The organism is Paenibacillus sp. USHLN196, from assembly GCF_037144955.1.
GTDB classification, from domain to species: domain Bacteria; phylum Bacillota; class Bacilli; order Paenibacillales; family Paenibacillaceae; genus Paenibacillus; species Paenibacillus xylanexedens_C.
In genome coordinates this window covers 267,138-291,440 of the sequence record NZ_JBBCYH010000008.1, presented here as the reverse complement: position 1 = coordinate 291,440, position 24,303 = coordinate 267,138, and the positions used below count along the sequence as shown (strand labels likewise).

The following is a 24,303-nucleotide window of genomic DNA, read 5'->3' as shown; positions in this document are numbered from 1 at the left end:
CAGAGCCTGTGCCATTCTTACTACCCGATCTTATAACCTGGTACTAAGACTTGGCTTAACCTTATTATAATCCCTTTTGCCCAAAAAAGGAAAGGACCTTTCTCATAAGCCTGTTTGACTTATATTCCAATGGCCTTTCCATCGACCGCCAACATGGCTTCACCCATGATTTCCGACAGAGAAGGGTGTGGATGGATGGTTTGTCCGACTTCCCAAGGTGTGGCATCCAGCATCTGAGCCAGTGAAGCTTCAGCGATCAATTCCGTCACATGGGTTCCAATCATATGTACTCCCAATATATCATTCGTCTTGGCATCTGCGATCACCTTCACGAATCCATCACGACTTCCGTGAATGAGCGATTTACCAATGGCCTGGAACGGGAATTTGCCTGTTTTAATATCATGGCCCCGTTCTTTGGCTTCTCGCTCGGTGAATCCGATGCTGGCTGCTTCCGGACGTGTATACACGCAGCGCGGAATACGATGGGATTCTACCGCATGTACCGCTTCGCCCGCCAGATGATTGACAGCGAGAATACCTTCATGACTTGCGGCATGCGCAAGCTGTAGACCTCCAATGCAATCACCAATGGCATAGATGTGACCTTCACCCGTTTGTAGCTGTTTGTTCACAGCGATGTAGCCGCGTTCCAATTTAATATCTGTATTTTCAAGTCCGATATTTTCGACATTGGCCTGGCGTCCAACCGACACAAGCATTTTCTCCGCTCTCAACGTTTCCTGCTTTTCTTCTCCAAGCTGCACGTCAATCTGGATACCCTCTTGATCCGTGCTATATGTCTCCGTTAGAACGGTGGCACCTGTCAGGAAACGAACACCTCGTTTGCCGAGCAATCGCTGCATTTCTCTGGCAACATCCTCATCCTCGGCAGGCAACACGTGAGCAGCTGCTTCTACCACTGTGATTTCTACGCCAAAGTCATTCAGCATGGATGCCCACTCCAATCCAATCACACCACCTCCAACAATGAGGAGTGATGCTGGAAGCTCATCCATTCGCAGTGCTTCGTCACTACTCATAATGAACTTGCCGTCCGGTTCCAGGCCCGGCAGCACACGTGGACGTGAACCGGTCGCAATGATGAGATTGGTTGGCACAACCGTATCCATCTCTCCATCTTCAAACTCCACTGCGACTGCTCCGCTCTGCGGTGAGAAGATGGATGGTCCGATGACGCGACCTTTCGCGTGTACAACCTGGATCTTATTTTTTTTCATCAAATATTGAACGCCCTGATGGAGCTGCTCCACAATCGCATCCTTGCGTGCCTGTACTTTGGGAAATACAAGTGTGGCCCCAGCTGTCTCGATACCATACGTCTCGCTCTCCTGAATCTCGGCGTACACTTCCGCGCTTTTCAGCAAAGCCTTACTCGGAATACAGCCACGGTGCAGGCAGGTTCCACCAAGTTTGTCCTTCTCAATAATAACAACCTGTTTTCCGAGTTGTGCTGCCCGGATCGCGGCAACGTACCCTCCAGTACCTCCTCCAAGAATTGCAACATCACATGTAATTGGCATCTCTCATGCTCTCCTCTATGAATCAAATTTCAATATAAATGTATTAATTGATAATAGGTTAACTCATGGTTTTGCATATAATTTCTATATACCATTGTACTCTCCTTGAGCGGTCAACTCAAAGTTTGAACCAATCACACATGGACAGCCCATGCATTCCAAGCTATGATGGAATCAGGCATGATCTGTAAGCGCAACCTTTATTTTATGTCGACTCTGGCAGAAAGGGTATAATGCTCATGAATACAAGATTGGTCTTTGCGCGATTCTTGGCGATTATTGTTTTGGTCATTCCCGGTTTAATGGCAATGAAGGGTTTTCTAATGATGAAAGATGCCCTGTTCCTATATTATGCCGAGCACGGGAACGAACTGATTTCACCAGGTTTCCAGTGGCTTTCCTTTGGCGGTGGACTTGTCCTTTTCGCGGCAGGCATGAGTTTTCTAGGAGGCTGGATCCTATTCCGTGACCGCAAGCGTAATTATGTAGGTCCCCGTTTCCGATCCAAAAGTGTACCCGAAAAAGCAGAGACGCCCGGAAGGACTCCATGAGTCCGGGCTTTTTGTGTGTTTTCTGCAACACACCGACAATTATACATAGACAGGATGGATCTTCATGGTATCGTTTTTAATCACATTACAACGATTGCTCAAAGGCATTTTTCATGCGTTCAAGGACCCCAAGTTTCTGGCTTTGTTCGTATTAACTGCAGCTACTCTGCTGTCAGGCACTTTGTTTTACACGCGCGTTGAAGGCCTGCACTGGATCGATGCGCTTTATTTCTGTGCGGTTACTTTAACTACGGTGGGACATCCTGATATTGTGCCCGCCACCGGATTCGGCAAAGCCTTTACCGTGATTTACATGTTTGCCGGTATTGGGCTTACCTTTGCCATGATTGCCAGAATTACAGCAGGTATTCTATTCCCTCGCAAATTAAAGACAGAAGAGGACCCGGAGTAATCTCCGAGTCATTCGTATAATGCATCCCGCAGTTTGGTAGACATACGTGATTCTTTGGAAGAGGACTTCAATATCGTTCTGCGCAAGGTAAGGTTACTTGCCTGCAGTCTCTCCGCTTCTGCGAACAATTCTGCAAATAATGCTTGCGTCGCTTCATCCAGAGACCCCTGTTCTTTCAGGCTTTCATATTGCGCTTGCAGTGATGTTAATGCTTCACTCATCGTAAACACCTCTTTTCCATAACTCCTGTTAAATAGCTGCCGGAACCAACGGCTTAACATTCCATATAGTAACACAAAGCTGCACAGATTAGTTCTGGCTCTTACTAAAGATTTTGTGGTACTCTGTAATGGTCGCTTTTTTTGTTGAATCCCGTATGTGAGAGGAGTAGCAGCACCGTGCAAACAGGACGTATTACCGTAATTACTGGACCCATGTTCAGTGAAAAATCCGGTGAACTCATTCGCCGTTGTCAGAAATTAATTCAATTTGGTCGTAAAAAGGTTGTGGCCTACAAACCAGCCGAGGATGATCGATTTGCCCAGGATGAGATCGTGAGCCGCATTGGTTATCGATTACCTGCTCATTCCATTCCCCGGCAGTTAACCCCGGAATCCGTAGAAATGATCTTGAACCAAACCATAGATGCTGATGTTGTTGCATTTGATGAAGTACAATTTTTTAGCAGTGCCATTATGGAACTGGTCTCGGAGCTAGCCTATTGTGGCAAACATGTTATTGTGGACGGACTTAATATGGATTACCGTGGTAAGGAATTCGGATATGTCGGCGGTCTGCTCGCCATGGCAGATGACATTGAGAAACTCTCCGCTTTCTGTGCGGTATGTGGCAGCCCGGATGCTGCCTTTACACAACGTATCGTCAATGGTGAGCCCGTTACCTTGGGTCCGGTTGTCATGATCGGCGATTCAGAAGCTTACGAGCCTCGCTGTCGTTGCTGCTTCATTCCTCCTCACAAAGTTGAATGCTCTTCATAATTTCTAGGAGATCTCTGAGATCTGCAAAAAGCCCTTATGGGCTTTTTTTGTTGTAACTGAGCAATCGTACAAAAAAGCACCGCTTCTCAGCGATGCTTGCAGGGTCACTTCCCACTAATCCCGGGAAACAAAATATTTGTTGGTCATGTAGTAAGCGTCACCGCGTGACGTTTCCACCATTCCTTTTTTGGCATCCAAAAATACAATCTCTTTACACTTTGTGCAGTACCATTTCGTACGCTTATATGGAGATTCCGTCACGTAAGCCGTGCCGCATTTACAATCAATCTTCATTAATAACTCGGTTGATTTGTAAGCACTAGACAAGCGTTCCAGGTTATCCTGCTGCTGTGTAGGCATAATCGTCTGCTGATAATCCGATAAATGATTCTGAACCTTGAAATCTGCAACCAATCCTGCATTCAATCCAAAAAACTCCTTGCCAATTTCGGTCACGAAGCGCTTCTCATTTCTGTAGCAATCCAGCCACTCAATAATCTGCTTATTAGACAGTGGAACCGTACCCTTGATACCGCTGTTTAAGGTGTAGGTCATGATGTATAAAGTATCGTCTTGTCTACCTGAGTACATTAGAATCCTCCTTCGAATACATTTGCTAATGTACTACAAAAACGCGCATAAATCAAAGCAATGTTATTTCCTGAGCGCATCTCTTCTTATCAAATGGGGAACATTCCTCGTTCATCCGCCAAAGACTTACAAGAACTGCATACACCTGAAACATTTCCCTGTGGGGCCGCATAATGCACGACCGATTTAACATTTTTCTTGCATATGGAACAGTAGTGCCTCCTTTCCTTTTTTGGGGTGTAGTCCGATAGCTTCACTACGTTTTTGTTCAGTCGGAATCGGCGTAAGAAGCCCGGCCATTTCATCTCGCTTCACTCTTTCTTGTTCGCCTACTTTTGTAGTCGTTTTTTCGCTCTGGGCTAAAAATTATCGCGCCTTTTTTATGTATACGATTCCAAGTTGTGCATGTCTATCTCATAATCTATTCGACGTTTTGAGCGTTTTTCCTGTTTTTAATCTCTACACATATAAAAAAAAACCGACAGAACCTGCTCTCCTTATTATAGGGAGAACAGCATTGTAGTCGGTTTCCAACCTCATTTATAAAAAGTTCCCAAAACGTCCAGCTCTGGTGAGCGCTCAATTCGAAAAGGATAGATGTAGCCCTGCTTCATTCGGGTAAATTTGCGACTCCACAGGTCCAGTCCGGATGTAAACTGATAGGCCTGATATATAAACTTGGAACAGTAATTGCGCTCAATACTATGCAGATTGGTCTGCAAACGGTAGAATTTCACCTGCTTGTAATGGTCCTGTACCCACCCAGCTGCCTTCATGCCTGCCTCATTCAGTCTGGAACGGAATACAATGAACCGATCGCCTTCATAGAAGCGGGTGATATACCAATCCAGTGAATCAGCAAATACAGGCCCATAAGGGTGTACATGATATACTTTGCCGTCGAGCCCGATAATGCCCATATGTCCGGCGTAATACGTTGATTCCGAGCTTGGTGTATACACGATATCCCCTGGCTCCAACTTCATCTCGCCCAATGCGTTAATTGGCAAATCCTGATGTAACCGTTTGGCTGCTGAACGTTCACGCCGACCTTCAACCAACAGACGATGAAGCGCACCGGCAAGTGCGAGATAAATTTCAGACCATTTGATTTTTTTCTTATCAGGTTGTTTAAACCAACGCTGAATGAAGGTGAAACCTCGTTGTGGTTGTGAACCCTTTTTCATACGCCGCACTCCACTCTGATCTAGTTATTGTATCTATATAAGTGAATTAAAGATTATTTACACTGACACTACGATGACAGAACAATCTTCCAATCGCTGTTATCCCCAGATTTTTTCGATTCCCTTTTCCTAAGGGAAAATCCGGTGATAAAAGTGCCGCTTCGCTTTTTCAGATTTTTTCTGTCCTCTCCGTTATTGTGTAAATGATTATTTCAATTTATATAGTCGACATTCTACAGTTTCTCAGGCTTATTATAGACATTTGGTAGTGTATATTCAATTCGGTAACCATTGTATCTGTTGAAATTATGCCTTCTTATTACCCATTTTATGCAAAAAAAGATGACTTCGGAATGAATCCGAAGTCATCTTAATATAACCCATCGCAGACCTTTATTCTTCTACAACACCCAAGGCTTTATTTTTCTCCTTAAAGCGGCTGTTATGGGAAGAAACATAAGCCACTTTCTCCGCTTCAGGGTCCATGTAAAGCTTCGCACTGTTTACTGCGAGGGCTGCATCAGTGAAAGTACCCGCAATCAGGTACAGTTTGCTACCATAATCTACAAAATCACCTGCGGCAAATACGCCAGGAATATTGGTTTGCAATCTCTCTGTGGTAGTGACATGCCATTCCCCAAGATCAAGTCCCCAATCCCGGATTGGACCAAAATCACTCTTCATGCCGTGGTTTACAATGACAGCATCTACTTCAAGCAGTTCAGTTTCACCTGTGTCCACGTGTGAAATGGTCACCTGCTCAATCACATCGCCACTCAAACTATGCAGTGTCTCTACTGCATACGGTGTACGGACATCGACCGAGGATTCTCTCATGCGCAGTACATTACGCTCAAGCCCGCCGAAACGGTCACGTCGATGTACAACCGTAACTTGCTCTGCCAGTGCTTCCAGTTCATTCGCCCAATCCACAGCAGAGTCGCCTCCACCCGAGATCAGCACGCGTTTACCACGGAACGGCTCCAATTCCTGCACGGTATAGTGCAGATTGCTTACCTCGTAACGGTCTGCACCTTCAAGCTCGAGTTTGGCCATTTTATAAATACCATATCCGATTGCCAAAATGACGGTACGTGTCCAGTGTTGTTCACCTGTTGCAGAAGTTAACAGAATCGTGCCATCAGGTTGACGCTCGAATCCTTCGATCTGTTGTTCAAACACAAGGGTTGGCTCGAAAGTTCGAGCCTGTTCTTCCAATTGTTTGATCAGATCCTCACACAGAATTGGCGTCACACCTCCAACATCCCAGATCATTTTCTCCGGATAAAAGAGCATGCGACCGCCCAATCTGTCACGCGCCTCAATCAACTTGGTCTTCATATCCCGCATGCCGCTATAAAAGGCAGAGTACATGCCCGCAGGGCCACCGCCGATAATGGTTACATCATAAAGTTCCAACTGCTGATTCATATTAAAAATACCTCCGTTAATTCGATCCAGAACATCGAGTATTTGATATCGATTCTCATTATCACTTAAATCCTAGTTTAATGGTAATCTTATCAAATTACAATGACTAAAAAACAAACATTTCTTGTACAAAAATTCTGTCGAACATCTCCGCTCTTTTCTATTGCGCTCTTGGCGCCGCCAATAGCTTTTCTACGACAAAATCAAGTTGTTTATTGATTGAATAGATATCCGAATAATAGAAGAAATCGAAATCAATCTCAATCAGACGACCTTCTTTAATCGCTGGGATGCTGCTCCATATTGGATTATCCGTCAAGTTATCTGCCCCTTCATACACAGAGCGAAACACATAGTCTCCGATATATTCAGGAAGGACTTCCATGGAGATCGTGGAGCCTGCAGCGTCCGAAACTACATCAATTTTCTTCTGTACAACTTCAGGTGCTTTCATTCCCAAGTACTCATATACCGCCTGAGATCCCCGGCCAAATTGTTTACTCTCTACAATGACCATCCCTTTCAAACCACCCTCCACAATGGAGATTGTTTTGTCCAGTATGCCTGCATCTGCAAGAGTTTTCTTACTCTCTTCAACTTTGGTGTTGAGATTGGTGATTAACGTCTCGGCTTCCTGCTCTTTGCCAAAAATACTCGCTATACTATGGAGTCTTTCCTCTGTAGACAATTTCTCATACGGGATATATACCGTAGGTGCAATATCTTTTAATAACGTATACGTCTCTTCTGAAGGAACAATGATCAGATCCGGATCAAGATCAATGACAGCTTCGGGATTCGGTTCGAACCAGGTACCCAGTGCATTTACACCTTCAAGCTCACTCTTATATGCAGCCCCGTCGTATACATCTGAGGTAGCGATTGGTTTAACTCCAAGTGCAACGACATCCCCCTGGAGATACAATACAACAACCCGTTTGGGATTCGCTGGAACAACCACGTCACCTTTAACCGTTGAGACTGTGCGTGTTTCATTGTCTTTGTTCGTCTGGCTTCCTGTGTCCGATGACACGGCCGTACTGCTGCTATTGGAACTGGCACCCGTTCCTTCGCCAGCTGCTGGTGTTGTTGCTGTACCTGAAGAGCAGGCTGCAAGGAGCATCGTTATGCTCAATAATGCAACCATGATCATACTGGAACTTGTTTTTCTTCTTTTCATTGGTGTAGACCCTCCGTCTATATATTGATAATGATTCTCATAATCAATATATCCCGACTTCCATCTTCGGCCAATGGACGATTCAGAGATTTGCAATGGACGATCCTCTGTTCGAGCTTCTTCTCTCATCTTTCGCTGATACAGAATCGGAGAGATCCCCACATGTTTTTTGAAGATTCGACTAAAATAATACACATCCGAATAACCCACTTCGGCTGCAATTTCACTCAGCGTTGCATCCGATCGTACAAGCAGATTGCGCGCCTTGGCGATTCGAGTCTGAATTAAATAATCGATGGGACTGTAACCCGTCTGTCGTTTGAATTGCATGGATAAATGCCGGGAGCTATAGTTGAATTGTTCGGCCAGAAAATCAAGCGTGACCTGTTCCCTGTAATGCTTTAGTATATAACGAAGTGTTTGTTTCACCGGGTCAGCAAGCTCAGTTTTGATCTCCTGCTCTGCCAACTGAACCATCATTTCATGAATGAATTGGTAAAATAAACTTTTCGTATGAAGCAGATCCAGACTGCCAGACTGCACCCATGCATTCTCAAGCTCGTCAAGGTAACGTAACAGCCCAAGTGGACTACTTGGCGCAAAGCCATATTGCAATGAGAACGGTGTAACCTCAGGTTGTGCCATTAACCACTTTTTACGATAATTAGGAAAGGCAAGAAATGCTCTGTAATAGAGCAGAATATACTCGAAATCTTCGTTGGTTTGGATATCCAGTGAAGATCCTTTCGCCCCATGAAGCATGTAAAATCGCTCTGCCTTGTATGCTTGCCCATCCAATCGTAGTACAGCAGATCCTCGAATCGTATATATAAAACCATTTGCCGGAAGTATGTAGGACTCCAGTTGTGCCCCTGCCTCCATAACAATCCGGCGTATATCCAGGACCTTAACAGCGGCATGATTCCAGCATTTCATCTGTTCGTCTAATTGCATCGAATACTCTCCAATCCCAGCCTCACCCGCAACAAAGACCTTGCAAGGTCATCATTCTGCCACCCATCCTTGTAATACATGCGTAGTAGCAGAGGTTCACTAATATTCCTTACATTATAGATGATAATAATTTTCATTATCAACTGTAATTCTAGGCTGAAATTGCATTTCATCTTATCATACAGTACTCGTTACTTTATTGTTGTTCAGAGACCTTTGTAAACCACGCGGCCAATTCCTCCGTCTGATCTTAACGGCATCCAGTGAACTCCAGACCCGTTTGGAGTTCACATCTAGGCCTACGTAAATGAATCCATTCTAACGAAGCAATTGATCTTCAATTACTTCTCTTAACATCCGATATATGTAAATAGACTCACAATTAAGTGTATAAGGAGAACAGGATATGAATTCAATCTCATCTGTAACCAAAAGCAGTTTCACTCCCGGGAACCAAGTCCCCAATCGGGATAAAGAAATTCAGGGGCTCATGCAGCAGAAGATCAGACTTAATGAAGAAATCCAGAGTGTAAAAGCCAATGACGAGTTGGATACCAAAACCAAAGCTGAACGAATTAAATCCTTAACAAACTCCATATCCCAAGTCGACAGCCAAATTGCCCAAATTAAAGCAGAAGAATTGCAGGAAAAGAACAAATTAAAACAGCCCGAAAAGACTCCTCAGCAACAGCCCAAACCAACCGACGAGGCACAATCCCCTTCACTGGATCACCTGATCAAGAATAGTCAGACTTATGATCAATTGGGTAAGCTGGTCGGTATGCGTGATCGCATGCAGGGCTCCATACAGACTACCGAGGGAGAAACCCGCTTCGACCGACTTGTCCTGGAGATCAACCCTCCGGGAAATGATCTCGATCTCGGCAAATCAATGATGCTGGAAAATGCAGAGCGCACGGTCTTCCAGGCAAAACGAGAAGTAGTTCAGGACATCAACGCTCAGTTGAGCAAAGTCAATCAGAAGATTGGGGAACTGGTGGAAGAGATCCATCCATCCGCGCCTAAAGAAGCGGTCCAACCTCCCAGATCTGCAGCATCTGGGGAAGAAGATAATGAAGTAAACGAAGATAATAAAACTGGAAATACGGAGAAGCTACCGGATGGCGAAAACACAGATCAGGTATCCGGAAACCGGATGCAAACTCCGGCTGGTGCATCTCCTGCTGCTTCATATCCATCCGTTGATATTCGAATCTGAGTACGTACTGATCCTACATTCTTATATGTATACATAATGAGATTAAAGTGTTTTCGTTACACAACTTTCGACTCTTAGGCAAGGATAGAATAACCGCTATGACAGGTGACTAACGCCTGATACGTAGCGGTTTTCTTGCATCTTGCACGTTAGCTGCATCTATTATAGGTAATTCTTACTCTAGCATGGATTACTAGCGCTATCATTTGCACAGATGATACTGCCGACAATCGCTTTACAACTTTTTTTGATGCGTGTGGCCTCATCGATAATCTGATCTATGTTTTCATATTTTTGCTTCCTATTGGTCACAACAGCGATGGATACCGACACTAGAGGAATGGGCCGATTCAACCCGGAGCGTCCTTCCCCCAGAACATATTGATGACTCCAATCATGTTCGTTGTAGAACGTCCTCTTCATGTCCTCAAAGCCTGAAATGACTTCCTCACTAATATGCTGATAATTATGATGATTCAGGATTGCGATAAAATCATCACCCCCGATATGTCCAAGAAAAGCTTCCGGAAAAACAAAAAGCTTGCGAAGCAAGTTAGCTGTTGCCTGAATAAGCTGATCCCCCATCTTGAAACCATAGCTATCATTGTAGGATTTGAACTGATCGAGATCCACGTAAAGCACGCTAAAATGATCCATCTGAAGCGCCTGATATAACCGTTCGTTTATGATATGATTCCCTGGAAGACCTGTCAGCGGGTTCATAAAAATCGCCATTTCAGCCCGTACATCAGCTACAGCAAGCAGTAAACGGCGAATACTCACAGCACCAAAGAAACTGTCGCCCGAGGTGATCAGCACAAGGTCATATAAATCCCCTTCGTCTCGATCCATCGCAAGAACACTTACATCTGTAATCTGTTCCGAATAATCCACGACCAGTGCCCGCGTATTCATCACGAGTTCTACAGGACGTCCCATATACAGATTATAGCCATATTGTGTGCCAATCTGTTGGAAGAATCGGGCTCGCATCATCAATGACACACCCTTGTCCCCCATAACAGCTATACCTTCCAGACTGGGAGTAGACTTAAACAGATGATAGACGATATCGCATTTTGTATCAGATCGTACTACAGGAATTGGTTCAGCAATCTCACCTATTTGCGTAAACATACCACTCTACCCCTCTATTCGTAGCATCCAATCCAAGCGTTCTAATTATATAGTGGGTCTTTGTCAATGGTCACATCGTACCACTTTCTAACTAAAAAAGCGTTAACTCAAGGTAAAAAGTTTATAAAATATTTCCTTTTTCTAAAATGGTACTAAGAGGTAGGTTTTTCCTCAATGATCGGAAGTAACGCTGTAAAAATAGGTATCATCATCATCATCTCCGTTATTTCGTAATGCAAAATACCGTCATCTATTGGATGATCTTCAATCCAATAAATAACGGTATTCGTTAGCATATATCACCCAAGTTTATCGCCATAAAAAATTTGCAGGCTCACTACTCCTGACCCTTTCAGCTAACCTTGTGCTCAATTCTCAGCTTGTCAGCGACCATCGCGATGAATTCTGAGTTTGTCGGTTTAGACTTGCTGATGTTGATCGTATAGCCAAACAAGTGGCTGATGCTGTCGATGTTACCACGCGTCCAAGCTACCTCAATGGCATGACGGATCGCACGTTCGACGCGGGACGGCGTTGTTTTGAATTTTTCGGCAATGGCCGGATACAGTGTTTTGGTGATGGCTCCCAAAATTTCGATATTGTTGTACACCATCGTAATGGCTTCGCGCAAATACTGATATCCCTTAATATGCGCAGGAACGCCGATTTCATGTATGATGGACGTGATGCTGGCATCCAGATTTTTGTGTTTGCCCATTGGCACGACATTTGATTTCATGAACATGGATGATCCGCTGCTTGTGGACATCGCGGTCTGTGTTCCCACCAGTTGGCGTACACGATTCGCGAGCACTTCCATGTCAAACGGCTTAAGAATGTAGTAGGAAGCTCCGAGTTGCACGGCACGCTGTGTGATATTCTCTTGTCCGAATGCCGTAAGCATAATGACTTTAGGCTGTGGAGACAGGTTCAGGTTGCGCAAGCGCTCCAGCACACCCAGTCCATCCAGATGTGGCATGATGATATCCAGAATCAGTACATCCGGCACATCCCGGGTTTGCTCCAGCAATTGCAGTACTTCTTCTCCATTGTATGCAATACCGGTTACTTCCATATCTTCCTGTTCAGATATATATTCGGCAAGCAAATTCGTAAATTCACGATTATCATCGGCCAGCAATACCTCAATTTTTTGCAAAACGGTATCCTCCTTTAAATTAAACATCGTTTCGTACATTTCCTTACAGGTTAAATTTTCGACACAGCAGGTTAAATTCCTCCTGTCGAAAATTATTTTTCTTTATTTTTTTTTCTTGATCCTATATAATAAATAATTTATTTCATTATCCGATATATTATGTTTGCTTTCGACAAAAAAGAACCTCAGGGCTGTTTATCCAGCCTTGAGGTTCTTTGCGTTTTCCTTTTTCATCATAACGCCAGCATCCTGTAACATCCATTCAATGAAGCAACCATACCCTGATTTCGGATCGTTAACAAATACATGAGTCACTGCACCAATCAATTTACCATTTTGCACAATTGGGCTGCCACTCATACCTTGAACAATGCCTCCGGTCTTATCCAGCAGTTTTGGGTCTGTAATTCGAAGTACGAGACCTTTAGTCGCTGGCTCAGATTGATCTGCTACATGAACAATGTCAATGGAGAAGCGCTCAACTTGTTGACCGTCAACCACGGTAAGAATTTCGGCCGGGCCTTCCTTAACTTCATGAGAAAAAGCAACGGGAATGCCTTTGGAATACAGACTGTGCTCAGGATTTCCGGACATTTTACCAAAGATGCCAAAAGCCGTATTGCGTTCAATATTGCCCAAAATCTTACTTTCCTTGAGGAAATGAGCACGTTTTTCACCCGGATCACCGGTCTCGCTCTTCGAAATTGACGTAACGTTTGACTGAACGATCTGACCACTACCCACAACAATGGATGTCTGTGTATTCATATCTGTAATGACATGGCCCAGTGCGCCATATACGCCCTGATCGGGAGCATAGAAGGTAAGAGTACCTACACCAGCTGCAGAATCACGAATATACAAGCCAAGCCTCCACGCTTGATCCTCGGAGTCATACGCTGGAGTCAATCGTGTTTTGACCGTTTCCTTGCCACGTTTTAATACCACATCGATGCCTTTTTTACTTTTGCCTGCAAGTTCAACGGCTTCGGAGACACCTGCCACACCATCAAGACGTTTACCATCCATATGCGTGATCAGATCCCCAAGCTTAATGCCAGCGGTTTCTCCGGGCGATACGCGCTCATCTTGGCCAGAATGGACCAGATGATGTCCAACCACCAGAATACCTGCTGATTTAACTTTGACGCCAATCGTTTGACCCCCGGGTACAACACGCAAATCCGGTATCACATTTACCTGAACTGTTTTCACCGGAATTTTACCCCACAACTTCAACGTTAATTTAGCATGTCCCGTCTGTTGAGGGTGAAGATGCAAAGGTTGTTGCCTGGTAACATGCATCGCTGCCTGATCATCCAAACCAACGATATCAGGACGATCTACAACGGCGCTTGAAGCAGCAGGTACGGCGAGCCGGACATCCGCTTGCCTGCCAGCAAACACCTGTAATTCATCCGGCAGTGAAGCATAACTTTGCACAGGCTGAATGGCCTGGCTAATCACACAAAGAAAGAAGGCAAATAAAAGACCTAGCAATTTCTTCCTGAGGGGGGAATTCAATGGCTGTCACACTCCCTTTGCTTCTTTCGCTTGACGAAAGGTGGTCGCCAATTGCGTACCTTTAAGATAACCTCGCCCCCAGGCTTTTATTACTGTCAATCATTACGCCAGCCGTCCGTTTCACCCTTTTTTGGCTTCCGCCAAATTCAGCATTTCCTGTGCGTGATGCAGCGTTTTTTCTGTAATTTCCACGCCGCCCAGCATACGTGCCAATTCCTTCACTCTGCCTTCGTCTGACAGCGATTCCACCTGCGTCATCGTCCGTCCATCATAGACATGTTTCTCGATGAGATACTGATGATCTGCCATACAAGCCACTTGTGGTAAGTGAGTTATTGAGAATACCTGACAAGTCGAAGACAGCCGGAATAATTTTTCTGCAATGGATTGAGCTGCTCTCCCACTAACGCCGGTATCAACTTCATCAAAAATCAACACAGGTATCCGATCATGTCGTGCAAAGATACTCTTCATCGCGAGCATCATTCTCGACAGCTCTCCACCTGAAGCAATCTTGCCCAATGGTCGAAGTGGTTCACCGGGGTTCGGTGAGATCAGGAATTCGGCATTGTCCGCACCCTGACGATTCAGACGAATACGACGGCCATTCCATTCAATTCCCTTCGGATCTTCAAATGGAGTAATCTGAACACGCAGTGAAGTTCGCTCCATCTGCAGATCCTTAAGCTCACTTTCCACTTGCGCAGCGAGTTCCTCGGCACATTGTTTGCGAACCTTGCTGAGTTCCTCGGCAGACTCCATCACAAGATTAAGCATTTTATCACGTTCAGCTCGCAATTTCTCTAGACGTTCGTCCTTGTTCTCCAATTGGTCGGTTTCATGGCTAATCTGATCATAATAACTCAGAATAAGTTCCACGCTGTCCCCGTATTTCCGTCTGAGGCCAGAAATCAGATTCAACCTTTGCTCCACTTCTTCCAGCCTTGCCGGATTAAATTCAATCTTCTCCCGGTAATCCCTTAACTGGAATGTTGCATCTTCCAATTGATAAAATGCCGATTGCAGCTGCTCTACAATAGGTTGCAGACCTTTACTATCGTATCCGGATATATCTTCAATTCTTGAAAGAGCAATACTTACAGCTTCAAGTCCGCGTTGACCACTAAGCAAATCATATGCTCCGGCAACACTGTCCATCATTTTCTCACTATGGGATAGTTTGACCCGTTCTTCCCCGAGTAATTCATCCTCACCGCGTGTAAGGCTTGCGGCTGCGATCTCTTCAAGCTGAAAGCGATACATATCCAGAAGTTGATAAGCACGCTGACTGGACTCCTGAAGTGCACGCAATTCTTTTTCCGCTGTGATAAACTTGCTGTAGCGCTCCTGATATTTCGCTTTGATCGGTCCGATGACTTCAGAACCATAGGTGTCGAGAAGCCCCAGATGGCTCTCAGCGCGCAGCAAACTCTGATGTTCATGTTGACCATGGATATTGATCAGCTTCTCGCCTACTTCCCGCAGCATGGTGAGATTGACCAATTGCCCATTAATGCGGGACGTACTCTTCCCCTGGGTGTTCAGTTCACGTCGAATGACCAAATGCTCTTCCGGCTCACAATGGATACCCAGCTTCTCTAATGTCTGCCATACCGGATGACTCTGCTCCATCTCGAACAGGGCTTCCATCTCTGCCTTATCACAACCGTACCGGATCAAATCTGCTGAACTGCGTCCACCAGCAATTAAACCAAGTGCATCTATAATAATCGACTTCCCTGCACCCGTTTCCCCAGAAAGTACATGGAATCCCGGGTGGAATACAACATCCACTTCTTCCACCACAGCCAGATTACGAATCGATAACGTAACTAACATCTGCAAAAACACCTCCGGATGACTAACTCAGAAATTATGTTTTTGAACCATTTATTCAAGAAATGTAACCCATGATCCGCTCAATAACGGTCACACTGTTACCTTCAGTCCGGCAGATAATCAGGATGGTGTCATCTCCACAGATCGTGCCCATGACTTCATTCCACTCAATATTATCAAGTAAAGCAGCAATGGAATTCGCTGTTCCCGGCAAACATTTCATCACAACCAGGTTGTTCGTGTGATCAATATGCAGGAAGTTGTCAACGAGTGCACGCTTCAGCTTCTGAATCGGATTATATCGTTGATCTGTTGGCAAAGAATACTTGTACCGTCCGTCATCCATCGGAATCTTGATTAATAACAGTTCCTTGATATCCCGGGATACCGTCGCCTGAGTCACCTGAAAACCTGATTTGCGCAGTGCTTCAACCAGATCATCCTGAGTCTCAATTTCATTTTGACTAATAATTTCACGAATCTTGATGTGCCTTTGTCCTTTCATACATGCCTCCAGTTAAATGTATTGCAATAAAGCAGCAAGTGTAGTTCGCCGCAGATTTCGCCAAACCATGTTCATCCTACTATATTAGTCCAGATCATCCCCATCATACACATCTTCCTGATAGTCCATGAGCCTGATTAACTTAATATCGGAATCCTCCACGTCAACATACAGCAGTCCTTCACAACCAGGATATAATAACAGATAATTGAGGAAGCGATCCCGTAGCGCAGGACCAGTCAATTCAAGCGGCTGTCTGCGACGCGATGTTTTGACCAGGTATCTGAGATCCTCACGCTCTGCAACATAATCGATAAATAATCTGCTGTAAAATACGGATTCGTTGGCCTCAAAAGCCAGGGGGACTTTCATTTTACCCCCGATGACTTCGTACCCCTGCGCTTCAAGCAGATCTAATGCCGGGGAATCCTGAATCTTCACGTTTAGTTGCATTCCAGACAAGCTTACAGGCATCGGTCGGTTCACCCAATTACGCAGGCCGATGAACAGCCACAAGATCAGACAGACAGCAAGAACTCCTATAACGATTGTGTCATATTGACCATTCATTATCGCTCACCTCGAAGACATATTCGAGATTCAGTCATGATTTCCCTTTACATCAATCACCTTTCCAGCGAAAAGAAACCCATCTTTATGATGAGTTTCCCGTAAATGTATGCGCCGCTTCCTTCGCAACTTGCTCCGCAAGTGCATCAAGTGAAGCTGGATCGTTCTCTGGTTGTGTTGCCTCTGGTGCTTCCAGACGCCAATGAGCAAGAAATTCTATATTGCCTTCTCCACCGGTTATAGGGGAAAAAGTTAAACTCTGCAAATTCAAACCAAGTTGACTCGCAAAATGAAGCATGGTCTGTAATACATCCTTGTGTACCTTCGTATCACGCACTACACCGGACTTGCCTACTTTTTCACGCCCTGCCTCAAATTGAGGTTTAATCAATGCTACGATATCTGCAGGCTGTTTCAAAAGGGCCAGGAGTGGCGGCAATATGATGCGCAGTGAAATGAAAGACACATCAATACTCGCAAAATTTGGCACGGGTCCGGTCAGATCTTGGGGAGTCACATAGCGGAAATTGGTTCTTTCCATCACGGTAACCCGTTCATCATTACGCAAAGACCAGTCGAGCTGATTATAGCCCACATCAATGGCGTATACGTGGGACGCACCATGCTGTAGTGCACAATCCGTAAAGCCACCGGTGGATGAACCGATGTCGAGCATGACAAGTCCATTCATATCAAGGCCGAAATGACGGATCGCTTTTTCGAGCTTTAATCCGCCTCTGCCAACATAGGGATGTACCGAGCCTTTAACCTTCAGCTCGGCTTCCCGTGGAATTTTCATGCCCGCCTTTTCAATCGGCTCATTGTTGGCATACACCAGTCCAGCCATGATCGCTGCTTTCGCCTTCTCACGACTTTCATAATAGCCCTGCTCAACCAGCAGAACATCAATTCGTTCTTTCGGGAGTGACATGTCTTTCTCCTATCATGTAAATTTACGAAGGAAAACGAGTTTTGGGCATGCTGTAAGATGACTGAACAGCCATGTTGCGCAGTTCAGCACATACATTCTCAACGGTAAGACCCACTTCCTCACGTTGTTCCTTGATGCTGCCATGCTCGATAAAGCGATCCGGAATCCCCATCAGTTGCACATGTACATCATGCAATCCCTGTTCTGCGTAGAACTCCAGAACCGCACTGCCCATGCTTCCTGCTTGGGATGCTTCTTCAAGTACAATCAATTTGGTGCCTCGAACAGCCAAATCACGCAGCATTTGCTCATCCAGAGGTTTGAGGAAGCGAGCGTTGATTACACCTGCTGTAATGCCTTCCCGTTTTACCATCTCTGCTGCTTCTTCTGCAAGCTGAACCATCGATCCTGAAGCGATAACGGCATAGCCTTCCGATGGACGCAGTTGCTCCCATGTTCCAATCGGAATCGGAACAAGCTCATCATCCAGAGGTACACCCACCACATTGTTTCGTGGATAACGGTAAGCAATCGGACCTTCATTATAATCAAGCGCCGTTTTCATCATATGACGCAATTCATTTTCGTCTTTTGGCATCATCAGAACGATATTTGGAATATGGCGCATGAACGCCACATCGTACACCCCTTGATGTGTTTCGCCATCGGGACCTACAAAGCCTGCACGGTCAATGGCAAACATCACGTTGGCGTTATGACGACAAATATCATGTACAATCTGATCATAAGCACGTTGCATAAACGTTGAATACACGGCAAATACCGGCTTCAAGCCTTCCATGGCCAACGCAGCACACATCGTCGCCGCATGCTGTTCTGCGATACCTACGTCAATCATGCGATCCGGAAATTCCTTACTAAACGGAATGAGCCCTGACCCTGTAGGCATTGCTGGAGTTACAGCTACAATCCGCTTATCCTGCTTCGCAAGATCAATCAGCGTTTGACCGAACACTTCGGTGTACATCGGTTTTCCTACAGCTTTCAGCACTTGACCGGATTCAATTTTGTACGGAGAAATCCCGTGCCACTTGTGCGAATCGGCTTCAGCTGGCTGATAACCTTTTCCTTTGGTCGTGAGAACATGAACCATGACTGGACCATCCACATTGTCCGCCTGTTTGAACGTCTCGATCAATTTAGGAATGTCATGACCATCAATCGGTCCCAAGTACGTGAAGCCCAGTTCTTCAAAAAGAACCCCAGGTACCATCATATATTTGACACTGTCTTTGATCCAGCTTGCCGATTTGGCCAAACGGTCCCCAATAGCTGGGATTTTTTTGAGCATTCCCTCGACATCATCTTTCGCTTTCAGATAATGGCGATCCGAACGAATCTTGCTCAAATATTTATGCATAGCCCCAACGTTTGGAGCAATGGACATTTCATTATCATTCAAAATAACCATCAGTTTTCTCTGCTCATGACCAATATGATTGAGGGCCTCAAATGCCATACCACCTGTAAGCGCTCCATCACCAATCATTGCGATGACTTGATTATCTTCACCCTTCAGATCACGTGCAAGGGCCATCCCCATCGCAGCGGACAATGAAGTACTGCTGTGGCCAGCTTCCCATACATCATGTTCACTTTCGTTACGTTTGACAAATCCGCAGAGTCCGTTGTGTTGACGCAATGTATCAAAGCGATCCATACGCCCTGTAAGTATTTTGTGAACATAAGCCTGATGCCCTACATCGAAAATCATTTTGTCTGCTGGACTGTTATAGCAGTAATGCAGGGCTACCGTGAGCTCAACCACTCCTAAGTTGGGTGCAAGATGCCCACCTGTAACGGACAGTTTCTCAATTATAAACTGCCGGATCTCTGCCGACAAAAGCGCAAGATCATCCTGAGACATCGACTTTAGATCACTGGGTTGTTTAATTTGTGGAAGCAGCACGAGAATCTCCCCGCTTTCCTAGATTGTTTAATTATTTGTGTAAATCCCTATTTACATTATGAATCAAATGACATTAAATCATTATAACATAAAAGAACAAGAATCATAATTTACTGCACTTTACTCCCGATAACGAGCATTTTCGCCAGCAAGATAGATATGATCTGTCTCCGTATGTATTCCCGAATCTTTTCGGGACAGACTTTTTCCATCCACTCGGAAAAAGGACATTACATTCATTACACTGTTCTACAGGTTTTGAAACAGCGTGCTCTGTCAGAATCTAATGGTCTCGACTCATCAGATAATCTGCGATCTCCACCAATCTCGATGCATCAGGTAACTCGGCTCTTTCAAGTGCATCTTTTGCAGATTGTGTAAGGGACTTCACTTCATCCATAGAGGCATCCATCCCAATAAAATAAGGATATGTTACCTTTTGCTGATTCACATCGCTCTGTGTTTTCTTGCCCATCTTTTGCTCGTCGCCCGTCAGGTCGAGAATATCATCCTGAATCTGGAACGCCAGCCCCAGATCACGGCCGAACACACGCAGTGCTTCCAACTGTCCTTCTGTAGCTCCACCGATTCGTGCTCCAGCAATGAGGGAGAATACAATTAAGTCACCCGTTTTGTGCAAATGAATGTACTGGAGCTGCGCAAGATCAGTCATCCCTTGCTCGCCTTCCATATCCGCAACTTGACCACCGACCATGCCTCTTGCTCCAGCGAGTTCAGACATATCCTCTACGATGGACAGCAATGCTTCTGATGCCACCCCGCTGCGCCGACCCGCTTGAACAATACTATAAAAAGCATGCGTTAACAGTGCATCACCTGCCAAAATGGCTGTTGCTTCACCATATACCTTATGATTCGTTAATTTCCCCCTACGGTAATCATCATTATCCATAGCAGGCAGGTCGTCGTGGATCAGTGAATAGGTGTGAACCATCTCCACGGCGCAGGCTACCGGCATTGCAGCTTTACGCTGTGCACCGAAGGCTTCCGCCGCAGCAACGACCAGAAGAGGACGAAGGCGTTTGCCTCCGGCCATAAGTGAATATTGCATCGCATCCTTCAGCGATTGAGGTACATCCCAATGATCGGGAAGAGTGTGCTTCAACTCTTCAGTCACCTCAGCTGTGACTTCCTCAAGGTATGCTTGAAACGAAGGACGATTACTCATGGACTTCACCGCTCTCATCGTCAGCAGTTCCGAATGGCTTCTTGCGAAGCTCTCCATCTTCTTCTACGATCATCTCGATCTTGCGTTCCACTTGTTCCAGCTTCAGACCGCAAAGTTGCGAAAGTTTCATCCCGCGCTGAAACAGATCGATGGCTTGTTCCAACGGAACATCACCATGCTCAAGCTGACCTACGATGTCTTCCAATGCCGCCATTGCTTCTTCAAAATTCAATTCCGGTTCATTCGCCATGGGTATTGTCGTCCTCCTTCATTCCCCAAACCTGACAGTCCAGCTGCCCGTCTGTTAATTTAATCTTGATCGAATCTCCAGGTTGTACATCCTTCATCGACTTGATCAATCGTTGTTCCTGCTCGTCATAGACGAGGCTATATCCGCGTGACATGACTTTAAGCGGGCTAAGCGCATCCAGATGCCGCACAGATGACTTCCACTGTTGCTGTTTCGATCTGGTTATGGACCTGATCGCAAGTTCAAGTTGTCTGCGTGCTGCCGCGTTTTCACGGCGTGCTGCATTGACCTGATCACGAGGATTGAATCGTTGCAGTGCGGCCCGAAGACGTTCCTGCTTCTCTCCCGTCCATTTCATACGCGTATCCACAGTTCTCAAAAGCCGTTGGTGCATCATATCCAAACGTTCCGTGTGCTGCATTAAGGTACGTCTTGGATGAACAAGCACCGGCGAACGCTGTAATCTTGCGAGCCGTTCACGATTATGTACAGCACGCTGACGCAAGCTGTGCTGTAACTGGCGCTGACGTTGTCCGATCTGATCGAGCAACTCAGCCCGATTAGGTACAGCCAGTTCAGCAGCTGCTGTAGGTGTAGCCGCACGCAAATCAGCCGCAAAATCGGCAATGGTAAAGTCCGTTTCGTGTCCAACGGCAGAAATGACAGGAATATCCGAAGCGACAATTGCTCTTGCCACGATCTCCTCATTGAACACCCACAATTCCTCCAGTGAACCGCCTCCGCGTCCAACGATAAGTACATCGGCTTCTCCCATGCGGTTCAGGTTACCAATCGCTTTAACAATGGAAGGTGCTGCGCCTTTACCTTGGACCAGAACCGGATATAAAACGACTTTCGCAGAAGGATATCTGCGTTGGAGTGTAATCATAATGTCCCGCACCGCCGCTCCCGTCGGTGAAGTTACAACTCCGATCGTCTGTGGGTAACGAGGAATCTGTCTTTTTCTCGAAGGTGAAAATAAACCTTCATCCTCCAGCTTTTTCTTCAATTGTTCGTAAGCCAAGTACAGACTTCCAATTCCGTCCGGTTGCATATGGGTAGCATAGAATTGATACTGCCCGTCCCGTTCATATACCGAGACATTACCACGGGCAATAACCCTTGCACCCTCCTTCGGTACAAAGGGTAATCGCTGATTATGGGATGCAAACATAATCGACTTGATCCGGCTGTCCTTGTCCTTCAATGTAAAATACATGTGGCCACTGGAGTGATGTGTGAAATTCGAAATCTCCCCGCGCAGCCAGACGTCCGACAGGACCTGATCCGATTCCAGTTTCATTCGAATGTATCGGTTCAGATCTTTGATGGAGTAGATCTTTTGATCTGCCACAGACAGAACCCTAGGCCAATCCGTGAGCGCGTTTGGCAGCGATCAATGTATTTTGCATCAACATCGTAATTGTCATTGGACCAACACCACCAGGAACAGGTGTAATTGGACCAGATACTTCTTTCACGCTTTCGAAATCAACGTCTCCTGCCAGCTTGCCATTCTCCAAACGGTTCATGCCGACATCGATAACAACAGCACCCGGTTTCACAAAATCAGCATCCACAAAATTGGCACGGCCGATAGCTACAACCAAAATATCTGCCTGACGTGTGATTTCTTTCATGTTGGCGGTACGGGAGTGACACATCGTTACCGTCGCATTCTCACGTTGGAGCAACAGCGATACCGGTTTGCCGACAATGTTACTTCTTCCGATGACTACTGCATGTTTACCGGACATTTCGAGTCCAGTGCGCTTGATCAGTTCGATTACACCCGCTGGGGTACACGGAAGCAGACTATCGTCACCAATAACGAGATTACCTACATTCACCGGATGGAATCCGTCTACGTCTTTATCCACGGCAATCGCATCAATAACAGCTTTCTCTTCAATATGCTTCGGCAGCGGGAGCTGAACCAAAATTCCGTTAATGGATTTCTGATTGTTCAGCTTGTCCACCAGCGCAAGCAGATCTTCTTGGGACGTGTCTGCATCCAAGCGATGCACTTCTGAATAGAAGCCGAGGTCGTGACATGCTTTTTCTTTATTACGCACATATACTTGGGATGCCGGATCTTCCCCGACGAGCACAACAGCCAGACCAGGTACTACCCCCTGTTCGCTAAGCTGTTTTACTTCTGTTGTCATGCTTGCGCGGATCTCTTGGGATACTTCTTTACCGTTAATAATAGATGCTGTCATTGTACTCTCTCTCCCTTATGTGAATATAAATTTAGAGGTTGTTCAAATAGTTAATCATAACTTAAGATAATTTTGCTTTAATCGCGTCAACATCCTGAATCATACGTCCAAGTACACCATTGACGAACTTACCGGATTCTTCTGTACCAAAGTATTTGGACAGCTCGATTGCTTCATTGACCGATACCTTTGCCGGAATGTCATCACGGAATACCATTTCATACGTTGACAGTCGTAGAATCTGACGATCCACACGTGATAGACGGCTGATCTGCCAGCCTTTCAAATAATCCACAAGCAGCCCATCAATCGCTTCCTTATTGTTCCAGGCTCCCTGTACCATCTCAGTAACATAGGTACGCATTACATCTGCATCGCGGATAACCACTTCGGTTTCATTATCTTCAGCGGCTTCATTGATCAACATGTTCACAGCTTCCGCTGCACCTACCTCATTCATTTCCATCTGATACAGACTTTGTACTGCAATTTCCCTTGCCAAACGTCTTTTCATGTCCTGCCTCCTGCAGCGCTCCATCTGGAGCGTCATCATGCTTATTTTAAAATCATGCAGACATCGCATCATATCCTGTATCGGATAGATGGATGGCTTCCATGGTATTGTTATTGTTATCCCTTTTCACAAAAAAACCTGCAATACGTTTCCTCCAAAAAACGGGCAACCTAAACTACAGCTCTATTTTCGGAAGAAACATATTGCAGGGTTCAGGTAGGTCACTTAAACGGACGCCAGCGATCGCCAAGCCATTGTCCCCACTCCCTCCAGGGAATGGACGAACCCAGCTTTGAATCGCTTCGTCTGCCTAACGTATAACCGATGAACACCAAGAGTGCAAAGAACAACATATCCCAAAAACCGATCCATACATAAAGAAATCCAAAAAAGATGCCGCCGATAATCCCGGTAATTCGGCCTCTGTGACTATCCCAAATCTCTTTCCACAGCATCAGTGAAACTC

The 24,303-nt window shown here is 45.6% G+C and carries 24 protein-coding genes; 4 read left to right on the top strand and 20 right to left on the bottom strand.

Annotated features, from left to right (window positions below; all coding sequences use genetic code 11):
• Positions 1 to 119: 119 nt before the first annotated feature.
• Positions 120 to 1,544 carry a dihydrolipoyl dehydrogenase gene (lpdA, locus tag WFI24_RS20645; RefSeq protein WP_336763793.1) on the bottom strand — a complete coding sequence of 475 codons (1,425 nt, stop codon included), beginning with the start codon at positions 1,542 to 1,544 and terminating at the stop codon, positions 120 to 122.
• A 233-nt stretch (positions 1,545 to 1,777) separates the two neighbouring features.
• On the opposite strand from lpdA, the gene WFI24_RS20640 reads away from it, so the two are divergent.
• Both WFI24_RS20640 and WFI24_RS20635 read left to right on the top strand, forming a co-directional pair.
• Positions 1,778 to 2,095, top strand: coding sequence for a DUF2627 domain-containing protein (locus WFI24_RS20640; RefSeq protein ID WP_145322597.1), 318 nt, complete (start codon positions 1,778 to 1,780; stop codon positions 2,093 to 2,095).
• A gap of 64 nt (positions 2,096 to 2,159) precedes the next feature.
• Complete coding sequence (locus tag WFI24_RS20635; protein WP_336763792.1) at positions 2,160 to 2,507, top strand: potassium channel family protein; 348 nt, start codon at positions 2,160 to 2,162, stop codon at positions 2,505 to 2,507.
• 8 nt (positions 2,508 to 2,515) lie between these two features.
• On the opposite strand, the gene WFI24_RS20630 is transcribed toward WFI24_RS20635, so the two are convergent.
• Positions 2,516 to 2,728, bottom strand: coding sequence for a hypothetical protein (locus WFI24_RS20630; protein ID WP_062835250.1), 213 nt, complete (start codon positions 2,726 to 2,728; stop codon positions 2,516 to 2,518).
• A gap of 177 nt (positions 2,729 to 2,905) precedes the next feature.
• Between WFI24_RS20630 and WFI24_RS20625 the strand changes: the two genes are divergently transcribed.
• Positions 2,906 to 3,505, top strand: a complete 600-nt coding sequence (locus WFI24_RS20625) for a thymidine kinase (protein ID WP_062835251.1) — start codon at positions 2,906 to 2,908, stop codon at positions 3,503 to 3,505.
• Between the two features lie 114 nt (positions 3,506 to 3,619).
• Here WFI24_RS20625 and WFI24_RS20620 read toward each other — a convergent pair whose 3' ends face one another.
• The 4 genes from WFI24_RS20620 to WFI24_RS20605 all read right to left on the bottom strand — a co-directional run bounded on the left by WFI24_RS20620 (position 3,620) and on the right by WFI24_RS20605 (position 8,848).
• Entirely contained in the window at positions 3,620 to 4,096 is a 477-nt protein-coding gene (locus tag WFI24_RS20620) for a hypothetical protein (protein ID WP_017687614.1), read from the bottom strand.
• Positions 4,097 to 4,632: 536 nt separating this feature from the next.
• A complete protein-coding gene (locus tag WFI24_RS20615; RefSeq protein ID WP_336763788.1) occupies positions 4,633 to 5,283 on the bottom strand; it encodes a hypothetical protein in 651 nt (216 codons plus the stop codon).
• A 393-nt stretch (positions 5,284 to 5,676) separates the two neighbouring features.
• Complete coding sequence (locus tag WFI24_RS20610; protein ID WP_062835253.1) at positions 5,677 to 6,714, bottom strand: NAD(P)/FAD-dependent oxidoreductase; 1,038 nt, start codon at positions 6,712 to 6,714, stop codon at positions 5,677 to 5,679.
• 160 nt (positions 6,715 to 6,874) lie between these two features.
• Positions 6,875 to 8,848, bottom strand: coding sequence for an AraC family transcriptional regulator (locus tag WFI24_RS20605; RefSeq protein ID WP_336763786.1), 1,974 nt, complete (start codon positions 8,846 to 8,848; stop codon positions 6,875 to 6,877).
• Positions 8,849 to 9,254: 406 nt separating this feature from the next.
• Here WFI24_RS20605 and WFI24_RS20600 point away from each other — a divergent pair, with 406 nt between their 5' ends.
• Positions 9,255 to 10,067 carry a FlxA-like family protein gene (locus WFI24_RS20600; RefSeq protein WP_336763784.1) on the top strand — a complete coding sequence of 271 codons (813 nt, stop codon included), beginning with the start codon at positions 9,255 to 9,257 and terminating at the stop codon, positions 10,065 to 10,067.
• A gap of 180 nt (positions 10,068 to 10,247) precedes the next feature.
• Here the strand turns inward: WFI24_RS20600 and WFI24_RS20595 are convergent, their stop codons facing one another.
• The 14 genes from WFI24_RS20595 to WFI24_RS20530 form a co-directional block, all read right to left on the bottom strand.
• Positions 10,248 to 11,204, bottom strand: coding sequence for a GGDEF domain-containing protein (locus WFI24_RS20595; RefSeq protein ID WP_336763782.1), 957 nt, complete (start codon positions 11,202 to 11,204; stop codon positions 10,248 to 10,250).
• Between the two features lie 352 nt (positions 11,205 to 11,556).
• On the bottom strand, positions 11,557 to 12,363 hold the full coding sequence (gene spo0A / locus WFI24_RS20590; protein ID WP_062835258.1) for a sporulation transcription factor Spo0A: 807 nt from the start codon (positions 12,361 to 12,363) through the stop codon (positions 11,557 to 11,559).
• A gap of 195 nt (positions 12,364 to 12,558) precedes the next feature.
• Entirely contained in the window at positions 12,559 to 13,887 is a 1,329-nt protein-coding gene (spoIVB, locus tag WFI24_RS20585; RefSeq protein WP_336763779.1) for a SpoIVB peptidase, read from the bottom strand.
• Between the two features lie 120 nt (positions 13,888 to 14,007).
• Positions 14,008 to 15,726: a DNA repair protein RecN gene (gene recN / locus WFI24_RS20580; RefSeq protein WP_145322613.1), complete on the bottom strand. Its 1,719-nt coding sequence runs from the start codon at positions 15,724 to 15,726 to the stop codon at positions 14,008 to 14,010.
• 55 nt (positions 15,727 to 15,781) lie between these two features.
• Positions 15,782 to 16,231 (bottom strand): transcriptional regulator AhrC/ArgR, encoded by a 450-nt coding sequence (gene ahrC / locus WFI24_RS20575; protein WP_145322615.1) that lies wholly within the window; start codon positions 16,229 to 16,231, stop codon positions 15,782 to 15,784.
• Positions 16,232 to 16,315: 84 nt separating this feature from the next.
• The gene (locus WFI24_RS20570) at positions 16,316 to 16,801 is read right to left on the bottom strand and encodes a hypothetical protein (RefSeq protein WP_145322617.1); all 486 of its coding nucleotides are present in this window, start codon (positions 16,799 to 16,801) and stop codon (positions 16,316 to 16,318) included.
• A gap of 85 nt (positions 16,802 to 16,886) precedes the next feature.
• On the bottom strand, positions 16,887 to 17,732 hold the full coding sequence (locus tag WFI24_RS20565) for a TlyA family RNA methyltransferase (protein ID WP_336763777.1): 846 nt from the start codon (positions 17,730 to 17,732) through the stop codon (positions 16,887 to 16,889).
• Between the two features lie 22 nt (positions 17,733 to 17,754).
• Positions 17,755 to 19,662, bottom strand: a complete 1,908-nt coding sequence (gene dxs, locus WFI24_RS20560; protein WP_336763776.1) for a 1-deoxy-D-xylulose-5-phosphate synthase — start codon at positions 19,660 to 19,662, stop codon at positions 17,755 to 17,757.
• A gap of 283 nt (positions 19,663 to 19,945) precedes the next feature.
• Positions 19,946 to 20,851, bottom strand: a complete 906-nt coding sequence (locus WFI24_RS20555; protein ID WP_442956244.1) for a polyprenyl synthetase family protein — start codon at positions 20,849 to 20,851, stop codon at positions 19,946 to 19,948.
• Entirely contained in the window at positions 20,844 to 21,101 is a 258-nt protein-coding gene (xseB, locus tag WFI24_RS20550) for an exodeoxyribonuclease VII small subunit (protein WP_017687599.1), read from the bottom strand. The genes WFI24_RS20555 and xseB overlap by 8 nt, the downstream gene beginning before the upstream one ends.
• Positions 21,091 to 22,455 carry an exodeoxyribonuclease VII large subunit gene (gene xseA / locus WFI24_RS20545; RefSeq protein ID WP_336763772.1) on the bottom strand — a complete coding sequence of 455 codons (1,365 nt, stop codon included), beginning with the start codon at positions 22,453 to 22,455 and terminating at the stop codon, positions 21,091 to 21,093. Before xseA ends, xseB begins: the two co-directional genes overlap by 11 nt.
• A gap of 10 nt (positions 22,456 to 22,465) precedes the next feature.
• Complete coding sequence (gene folD, locus WFI24_RS20540; protein WP_336763770.1) at positions 22,466 to 23,323, bottom strand: bifunctional methylenetetrahydrofolate dehydrogenase/methenyltetrahydrofolate cyclohydrolase FolD; 858 nt, start codon at positions 23,321 to 23,323, stop codon at positions 22,466 to 22,468.
• 61 nt (positions 23,324 to 23,384) lie between these two features.
• Positions 23,385 to 23,837, bottom strand: coding sequence for a transcription antitermination factor NusB (gene nusB / locus WFI24_RS20535; RefSeq protein WP_336763768.1), 453 nt, complete (start codon positions 23,835 to 23,837; stop codon positions 23,385 to 23,387).
• A 221-nt stretch (positions 23,838 to 24,058) separates the two neighbouring features.
• The gene (locus WFI24_RS20530; RefSeq protein ID WP_017687595.1) at positions 24,059 to 24,292 is read right to left on the bottom strand and encodes a DUF2273 domain-containing protein; all 234 of its coding nucleotides are present in this window, start codon (positions 24,290 to 24,292) and stop codon (positions 24,059 to 24,061) included.
• Between the last annotated feature and the right edge of the window lie 11 nt (positions 24,293 to 24,303).